Genomic DNA, 7137 nt, shown 5'->3' on the forward strand with positions numbered 1-7137 from the left:
GGGCCTACAGGGAAGTAGGTTATTAGAATAACGCATCGAGGCAGGAGCATAATGTAGAGGAGCAGTTATTGAGCCTATTTTCTCAACAAGGCGCCCGAAGGGGCGCATGCTGGGGCCTGGAGCAGTTACCGAGGCATGTAACGCTTTGACAACGCTGCAAAGGAAGCAGGAGGCAAGTATTATTGGATAAAGTATTTTTTCCTCGGCCCTTAGGCTCCAATTAAATTGAATACGTCAACGAAACGCCCACAGTTCTTGGGGCTTCATAAACACCACGCTGAATACCCAAAAAGGACACATCACGACTGCGAAGGTATAACTCGTCTGTGATATTTTTACCCCACATTGAAACTCGGCAATGCTTTTTATAATGAAACCCAACTTGGCCATTCACCGTATGAAAGCTATCAATTTTCTGATTATTGGCATTGGCAGGATTAGAGAAGTATCCGTCAGAATAGCTATAATCCATATAGAAATATAATTCGCTGCTAGCCGATAAAGGGTAGCTAAAATCAAACGCAGTATACGCAGTAAACTCTGGGGCATAGGGGAGCGTATTACCGCTGTAGTCTATGTTATTACCGCCGTTTTCAAATACGTCGAATTTAGCTTTGGTATAGGCCGAATTAATACTAACGCTGCTGTACCTATTTAACTGAAGGTCAAGACTTAGCTCAATACCTTTACTAGTGACCTCACCGGCGTTAGTAAGCCTTATTTCAGTGGTTTTACCAAGATCAACAAATTGGAAGACTTGAAAGTCGTCAAATTTTGTTACAAAGGCAGCCGTATTGATAGCGACGAGGTTATTAAAATAAGTGCCTTTGTAACCCAGCTCATAGCTTGTTGCAAATTCCGGATCAAACTCAATATTGTCTAGAGATTGGACGAAGTCTGCGTTCCAACCGCCGCTTTTGGCGCCGCGAGATATACTGGCGTAAGCAAGACTCTCCTCACTCAAGTGTCCGCTAAAACTCACTTTTGGCAGAAAGGGGGTAAACGGTTTTTTGTCATCTAAGCGGCCATTTGTAAATAGCGTGCTGTTATCCGTAATCTCATATTCGAGCGCTTTTTCCTCCCTCTGGACGCGAGTGCCTGCAGAAATTGTATAGCGTTCGCTTATGTGATAATTCACATTGGCGAAGAGTGAGTATGTGCTGCTATCAAGCTTACCTGGCGTGAATACACGTACGTAGTTGTTAATATCAGCATTGAATAAGCTGGCACTTCTTTGGGTAGAGGTTTCCTGTAAAGCAAAGAAACTGCCTATAACGAAGTCGGTACTGTCACCTAACGCTGAAAGATAACGAAATTCTTGGCTCAACTGTTGATAGTCTTCGTCAAATAAACTGAATGCAGCAGGAAGCGGTCCGTAATCTTCCTCGTTAAATTCTTCGAATTGGCTGCTTCGATAAGCCGTAATCGAAGTGATTTGTGCGTTTGAATTCAGTCCATACTCCATTTTTATCGATCCTCCCAACAATTTTCTGCGTTCAAATTCTTTTGCGTCGTGAGCCACTTCGCGGGGGGCCGGGGCGGCACTAAATCCGTTGTAATTTCCATCATCGACTAACGCGCTAGCATTGGTCGCGAGTGAATAGTCTTCGAGCCAGTCAGCAGAGGCCAAAAGCTTAAAACGTTCGTTGGGCTGATACAGCAATTTAAGCCGTCCGGACTCTAAGTCACTGCCCTGCAGTGTTTTACCCGTAGTGATGTTATTAACAAAGCCATCTTCTTCGTAGCGGCTGTACTGAATACGCCCGGAAAACTGCTCAGAAAACACAACATTTGATTTGAGCCCGAGCATCGTATGATTGCGGCTGCCAACGCTGGCGGTTACGCTGCCTTCAAGCTCATCACTTGGATCCATTGTTCGTATATTAATGGCGCCGGCGATGGTGTTGATACCAAAAAGAGTACCCTGAGGCCCCTTAAGTACTTCGATTTGATCAATGTCGGCCAGACTCGCATCGAACGCCGAAGAACGCCCTAATGGTACTTCGTCGACGTAAACGGCCACGCGGGCCTCAGTACCAATATTACGAGAGTAGTCACCAACCCCCCTAATCGCAATTTCTCCCCGTGTTTTCCGCCCCCCTGCGCCGAAATTGACCGATGGAATGGCATACTCCAATTGGCTTAAGCCGATGACGTTAGCGCTCTCAATAAATTCCCCTGCGACTACATCAATGGCAATGGGTACGTCACTGAGGCTTTCATTGCGTTTTTGCGCTGTAACGATAACTTCTTCTAACCTTTCATATGCACTTGCCTCGACTACGAAACAAGTGAAATAAGAGGTAATACATAACATTACGGCCGTTTTTGTCGTCATTTAATTCACTGCTATTGGTTTAATGTGTTAGTAAAATATCGAGTGGGTGCGAGATGGACGCACCAAAAATAGGAGACCAAAAGGGACACTCACTCTAAAAAAAATAAAAACCACTCGCCTTTAGGGGCGAGGTAATAATAGATTGTCCAATTAGGCGCAGAGCTCTGCTTTCTCATCGAGGCACTTAAAGGGGCGCATGCCTGGGCATGTAACACGTTGAGTAACGAAGATGAGGAAGTAGAGAGCAAGCATTAGTGGATAATGTATTATTGCCTCGCCCCTTAGTTCAAACTAAGCGATATTTTCAGATAAAGCCTTAGGCCCGCAGTCTTAGGGGCGCAGGCTATCAATAATTCACTTATAGAACAACAAGCTATATACCCAAGCAGCGTTAAGCCTAGTGGTGCGAGAAAGGTGAAGGGGGATAAGCGGCTTATCAGCCAAATAACGACTGGCGGCGGCGCCGATTTGGCGTGCGCTGATAACCCATAGTAAACGCGGTACTTTCGATATGATCGCCTTACCCTGCAAAGGTTTTCGTATTCTTTTCGAAAGCACGGGTCAGCGCTAACCAGTTATTGGGTTCGAGACCTAGTCGATCGATAACCGGGGGTAAATTTGAGGCAATATGGCCCCTTTGACGCACAGGATTGACTAATCCTGCGACTGCATGGATGCAATAGAGCTGGGTATCATCACGTATTACTCTGCCCGCCCAATCCACCAATTCAAATAATTTAGAGTGCGCGTCCTGAATTATTTTCTGCATTATTTTTTAGCTTGCCCCCGCTCTCAAAGTGCGAAAAAACTCCTTATGTACACGCTTACGACTGCAATAGCGAATGCATTGACTACCAATTCGCCGTAACGATCTTGCGGTTTCAAACATAGATTGATTTTTGAGCACAAACTTTTTGGAAATCAAAAACTGGACCTTATATTGTGATTGAGTTGTAAGGATCCAATGTTAAAAAATGTATACTTAACCCAGTTATTATATCCTGACTAGAGTAATTGTTAGCCAATCACACCAACAAATAATATACGAATGGATCCCATGCAAAAAACCTTCTACCCTGCCATCCATGCATTTCGTGTTTTCGCCATAGTAAGTATTGTATTCCTGCATACTATCGGCTTCGTTTCTTACTTTGCAAACAATGCACCGCCAAGCGGAACACTACTGGTTATCAACAATATGAGTGAGGTGCTATTTCATGGCTTTACTATAATCTTTGCGCTTATTTCTGGGTGTATATTTTCTCTCGTATTGGCTCAAAAAGGGTGGCGGCATTTTTTTACAACCAAAATATTATATGTGCTTTTCCCATACATCATATTTTCAGCATTATTTACCTGGATTCAATGGGGCTTTGATGGATTAGGGCGACAAGTCTTTAATCAGGGGATATCAGCCTATCTATTAACGCTATTCAAAAATGTATACACAGGTCAAGCGTTGTTTACATTTTGGTATCTTCCAGTGCTTTTATCGTTATACCTTAGCACGCCAATTATTTATGCCCTGATTTGTTCAAAAAAATATTGGTCAAAAATAATAATTGCCATCTTACTACTCATGCCTTTATTGGTATCTCGCAGCTGGCCAGAGAATGGCATTCATAACTACATCTATTTTATGGGCGCCTATACTTTGGGCCTACTAACAGGGCAACACTATCAAAAAGCATTAACGCTAGTCACAAAATATTGGATAATAATTGCAGGAGTGGCAGTTGCTTTATCTTTAGCGCTAATGTGGCTGCAGACCAGTAACATCGATAAATTTGGTGATGTTTCACTGCGAGAAAGCGTTCACTATATTCACAAAATTTTCTTGGCAGCGTTACTTTTCTTTGTATTTGAGCGAAACATTAAATCGCTCCCCAACTGGGTTGACCAGCTGGGCAAGGCCACCTTTAACATTTACTTCATCCATGCTTTTTTATTATTTGAGGGCACTGCAATGCTAGCGCTACTGAATGTTAAAATGCCTTCGGTTCTCAGTATTTTACTGTATACCGGCTTAGCGGTTGTCGTCCAAATAATACTATGCATGCTGATTGTTTATTTAATACGAAAGTTATTAGGGCGCCACTCTAAATTGATTGTAGGCGCCTAACAGCGGCCTCAGTTGCAGGAAAATTGGATTTTTTTGCATGTAAAGAACTTCAGCGGTTTTACAAAAGCTAAGCAGGTGGAATAGAATCTAACCCGCTTAGCTTTATAGTTTTATATTGAGAAATCATAGGCGATTGCATTGTAACCTTCCCAGCCTGGACCACCAGAACCATGTCACCCTTTTTCGCTATATAGAGAGTTGAATCCTGCCCTTCCTCAATCACTTTCCGATGCATTAACTTGCTATGAGCAAGGACAGGCACTCGTCAAATTCTTTCTTTCAGATATGGATTACAATATGACATTTATGATACTGTTTTTTGGCTAGATAGCATTGTTATGACTTTCATTTTTCACCTTTTCTAACCCCTGATAAAACCAATCAACTTGATCATTTATAAATCTATCTGATTTGTCATTTTCAGGATATTGCTTTTGCAATTTTATATCATTTACCTGAGGATATTTTGACAATGTCAACTTTAGCATCTTCTATTGCAAAATCTGGATCACCAACCAGCATTGGGAACTTGCTAGTCATTTCACTTTCAAATCTTCCGAGCCCAATAAAACCGTCTACAATTGCATGGTAATGCAGGCCTTCCACCGCGTCTTTGTAAGATTCAACGGAAATGTTTTCTGGAAACAGCCCAGTCATTACAGTTGCAGAATGACTCGCCTGTAATGCTTCGCAAGAAGTCCAGGCGTTATCAGATGCGACTCGCTGACCATAATAGAATGAGCCAGCAACAGCCAAATCCAAAATTAATAATCCTGCAATATTCTTCATAGCTCTACTTTGTCATAACGCCGCCAGCAACTGCCGGAGTGAATTGGCTGCTTTTTTGCGTATTTTGCCAAGAAGAAGGCAGTTTACGGAGACCAGACTGACTGGCCTTGTTAAGCATTTGGACCTCCAGTTGATTCGTACCTATTAATATAGCTTTGCACTGGTTCTGCGGTTCCTGTGATTATAATATCCCCAGTCGTTTTTTCGACTATAAACGGTGCATTACCGGCAACAGCGTATTTCAATTCTTTGGTTCGATGCCATTTTTCTGAGGTATAAAAAAACACCCAACCCCAGCTTTTTTCGATAAGCGATTCTTCAAGAATAATATACCTATCGCCCTCTGGTTGAGGGTAAGAAGCCACTTCGTTTTCTATTAGCTCTCGAGCTTCTTGCAGAGAAATCATATTTTTCCTATTGATGTTTAACGCCTGCAGTTACGGGCGGAGAGTGATGGCTTTGTTGGCACGTTGATAGTGGGCCGATTTCTACGTATTAGTGTTGCGACTACAAACCAACTTAGCATGTAATAAACCATAATTTTTTGTGTAAGCGCCATGTATTGGTACCACTCCAACTCATTTTGTAATAGTTGAAGTGATACAAGGATATAAAGCGGAATCGATATAAAGACGACGCCACCTGGATTTTTGTAAGTCGATGAATGAAAATAGATATAAAATAATACATATACTAGAAAAGATAGTGTCCATATATATACGCCAAAAACATGTAATGATCTATGTGTATCATTTGGAAAAACAATCAGCAATATGATCCCTATAAGAGAAATAAGGCCAAAAGCCGAACCAACTTTATTTCCAATAGGTTTGTGTATATTTCTCACATACTCAGTTAAATAGAAAATAAACTGAGCCAACATAAAGAACAGCATAGAAACTACAAACGTAATCCTTGAAAGTAAATTATCTTCACCCGACAAGGACACAGAATGCCCCATGTCACTAAAATAATTCTGACTAAAGCTATACCCAATCGAATTCAAATCGTAAATGTGACCACCAGGGTAAAGTGCCATTGCGATAACAGCTAAGACTCCATGAAGTAATAGCCCTAAGAGAATAATAATATCAGGCTTCTTTCCTGCGAACATCTGCATAAAATACTCTTACTAGTGCTAACGCCTTTATATCCGGCTGACAAAGTGGCGGTGCTTTTGTTCGATAATTTTCGGAAAAATACACAAAACGAACAAAGCTTTGGCTGTCCAGGCACGAAGCGGCGATGGTTAATAAAATTGTTCGTCGTTTTGGTTACAGATTCAGGTTCTTCGCCCTTAAATACTTCGTAGTTTTTTAGCTTAATTTTACCCAAAACGACAGGGATTATTCTAACTAAAAAAACGACTAGGAACATTGAGCACATAAATATAAGCATTGCAGCTAACGGCTCTTTCAAGAGTTTTACTCTATTCTAAATTTAACGCCGCCATATGCCGCAGCTTTGTAGTTGGTTGTTTTTGCGGTAGTATTTTTCTCCGCAAAAACGAGCGACGGAAAAGCTGTCAGCATAATGGATTGGTTTAAGCGTTACTCAAAACCTTCTTGAAATTCGTTCATTGTACGAATTTGATATGCCTCATACTCCTCTCTCACACTCTCTTCTTGAGATCTGTTCATGCTTCCAATTGATATGTGATTTTGACACCAACCCGCTCGAAGGTATTCACGATAACTCATGATTTTTGGCCCCTTGTAGCTAGGCCGCTGAAAACTATATGATTTTTTAACCTCATAACCCAACACTGATGCACCTTCAAAACCTCGCCAATGGTCCAGGTATGCGCTGAACAGTAAAACTTTTACTATTAAACATGAGCAAGGACAGGCACTCGTCAAATCAGTAAAAGAGTATAAAGAACTCAACC

At 41.7% G+C, this 7137-nt stretch carries 7 protein-coding genes; 1 reads left to right on the plus strand and 6 read right to left on the minus strand.

The genetic code is table 11. The features are described from left to right. Window positions 1-220: 220 nt before the first annotated feature. Window positions 221-2338 carry a TonB-dependent receptor gene (locus AC3A8L_RS18425; protein WP_487963743.1) on the minus strand — a complete coding sequence of 706 codons (2118 nt, stop codon included), beginning with the start codon at window positions 2336-2338 and terminating at the stop codon, window positions 221-223. A 520-nt stretch (window positions 2339-2858) separates the two neighbouring features. Beyond that, on the minus strand, window positions 2859-3107 hold the full coding sequence (locus AC3A8L_RS18430; RefSeq protein WP_487963744.1) for a hypothetical protein: 249 nt from the start codon (window positions 3105-3107) through the stop codon (window positions 2859-2861). Window positions 3108-3395: 288 nt separating this feature from the next. Between AC3A8L_RS18430 and AC3A8L_RS18435 the strand changes: the two genes are divergently transcribed. Next, complete coding sequence (locus tag AC3A8L_RS18435) at window positions 3396-4460, plus strand: acyltransferase family protein (RefSeq protein WP_487963745.1); 1065 nt, start codon at window positions 3396-3398, stop codon at window positions 4458-4460. Window positions 4461-4907: 447 nt separating this feature from the next. On the opposite strand, the gene AC3A8L_RS18440 is transcribed toward AC3A8L_RS18435, so the two are convergent. From AC3A8L_RS18440 to AC3A8L_RS18455, 4 genes are all read right to left on the minus strand, one after another. Further along, window positions 4908-5249 carry a hypothetical protein gene (locus AC3A8L_RS18440; protein WP_487963746.1) on the minus strand — a complete coding sequence of 114 codons (342 nt, stop codon included), beginning with the start codon at window positions 5247-5249 and terminating at the stop codon, window positions 4908-4910. A 110-nt stretch (window positions 5250-5359) separates the two neighbouring features. Beyond that, window positions 5360-5656 carry a YrhB domain-containing protein gene (locus AC3A8L_RS18445; RefSeq protein ID WP_487963747.1) on the minus strand — a complete coding sequence of 99 codons (297 nt, stop codon included), beginning with the start codon at window positions 5654-5656 and terminating at the stop codon, window positions 5360-5362. A gap of 17 nt (window positions 5657-5673) precedes the next feature. Beyond that, window positions 5674-6369, minus strand: coding sequence for a hypothetical protein (locus tag AC3A8L_RS18450; RefSeq protein ID WP_487963748.1), 696 nt, complete (start codon window positions 6367-6369; stop codon window positions 5674-5676). A gap of 430 nt (window positions 6370-6799) precedes the next feature. Next, the coding region (locus AC3A8L_RS18455; RefSeq protein ID WP_487963749.1) for a hypothetical protein at window positions 6800-7137 on the minus strand (338 nt) is incomplete at its 5' end.

Source organism: Marinagarivorans sp. (assembly GCF_982758155.1).